The sequence below is a fragment of the Microbacterium sp. P2_F9 genome (assembly GCF_056403635.1).
The window spans coordinates 1-1,634 of sequence record NZ_JBFUFC010000378.1; the positions used below are offsets into that span (position 1 = coordinate 1).

The 1,634-nt window shown below is 75.5% G+C and carries 1 protein-coding gene; it reads left to right on the top strand.

What is annotated here, in order from left to right; genetic code table 11:
- Positions 1–1,634, top strand: a 1,634-nt coding sequence (locus tag AC1DVT_RS20160; RefSeq protein WP_477391166.1) for a hypothetical protein, incomplete at both ends; no start/stop codon positions are given.

Sequence of the window (1,634 nt, forward strand, 5' to 3'; positions counted from 1 at the left end):
GCGGTCGGCGCCCTCGTGGGCTGGCTCGGCGCCGCCGGCGTCGTCGCGGCGACGGGAGGGCGCTTCGCGGATGCTCTTGGCCGCACCGCACTCGTGCCCATCGCGGCCGCGCTCGTCCTGGGCATCACGGTCGGCGTCGCCGCACGGCGGGCCGAGGATCCCCCGGCCGCCGGCACCAGCCGCGGACGCGGCGCGGTTTCCGCGGTCGGCGCCGCGCTCCTCCTGCTCGCCGCAACGGTCTTCCTGTGGCTGCTGGCGACCCTCGGGCGCGACGCCGGCGCCATCACAGCCGACCCGTGGTCGCTCATCGTCGTCGCGCTTGCGCCCGCACTGGGGCTCGGGGCGGTCGTGACGCTCGCCACGCTCCTGCTCGCGCCGACCACTGCAGGCGTCGCGAGCCTTGCGGCGCGTTCGCGCGGCCTCGGCTCGGCCCTCTCCGCCCGCACCACGGCGCGCCAGATCGCGGCATCCGGTGCCGTCGTCGCAATCCTCGCGCTCGCCGCCGGAGGTGCCGTGCTCGCAGGCGCGGCGCTCGGCACCTGGCGCGTCGCGGCGGACGCGACCGGCGTTCTCGTCGCCGGTGCAGATGCCCGCAGTGCGGGTTCGGAGCAGGTCGACGCCGCTCGCGTCGCGCAGACGGATGCCGCAGCCGGCGTCGATGCGGCGAGCGCGGTGCTGACCGATCGGGCCATCGCGGGCGGCGCGGCGCTCGATGTGGTCGCGCTGCCCGAGCACTCCGCTGCGGCACTCATCGCGCCCCTCCCCGCGGCCGGGATCGATCCCGCGGAGCTTGCCGCGGCCCTCGGCTCGGCACCCGTCGGCACGACTCTCGACCCCGCATCGACAGGGGTTCAGGCGACCTTCTTCGTGACGCCGAGCGCCGAGGCCGGCCGGACTGCCGTGCCCGCAGCAGACGCGTATGCGGGCAAGGCGTGGTTCGTCGATGCGCTGGGGACGCCCGTGTCGGTGCCGCTCGAGACCGTGTTCGCGCCGCTCACCTGGTCGGATCCCATCCACCCCAACCCCACGGAGCCCGATCAGGTGCTCCCCGCCGAGCCGACCTCGGGAACGCTCACGGCCTCCGCCGAACTCCCGGCCGGACGGGCGCCGTGGACCCTCGTCGGGCTGAGCCTCGGGTTCGCGACCTCGGCAGGGAGCTTCAGCACCATGCTCGACCCGCAGCAGCTCGCGGCGACCGGGGCGGGGGAGCTGGCGTGGCCGAGCGCAGGGCCGTGGGTGCTGAACCATGACTCGCCCGCGCTCACGCTGACCTTCGCGCCTGTGCCCCTCGCTGTCCCGGCGGTCATCACGACGGGACTCGCCGCGGCGCTCGGCCTCGGCGAATCGGACCGATTCGAGCTGAAGCTCGACGACTCGACTCGCACGATCCCGGTCGAGATCGCACTGGTGGTGCCCGCGGTGCCCGGCTCGACCGACGCATCGGCGGCACTCCTGCCCCTCGATCAGGCGACCCTCGTGCTGGTGGCGAACGAGCGCAGCAACGTCGCGCCCGACGAGCTGTGGGCGTCCGGCCCTGACGCCGCCGCGGCGATCGCCGCCGCTCTGCCCGAGGCCGAGGTCATCCGCGGCGACGATGGCGGGCTGCTCTCCGACGCGCTCACGGTGCCGTGGTG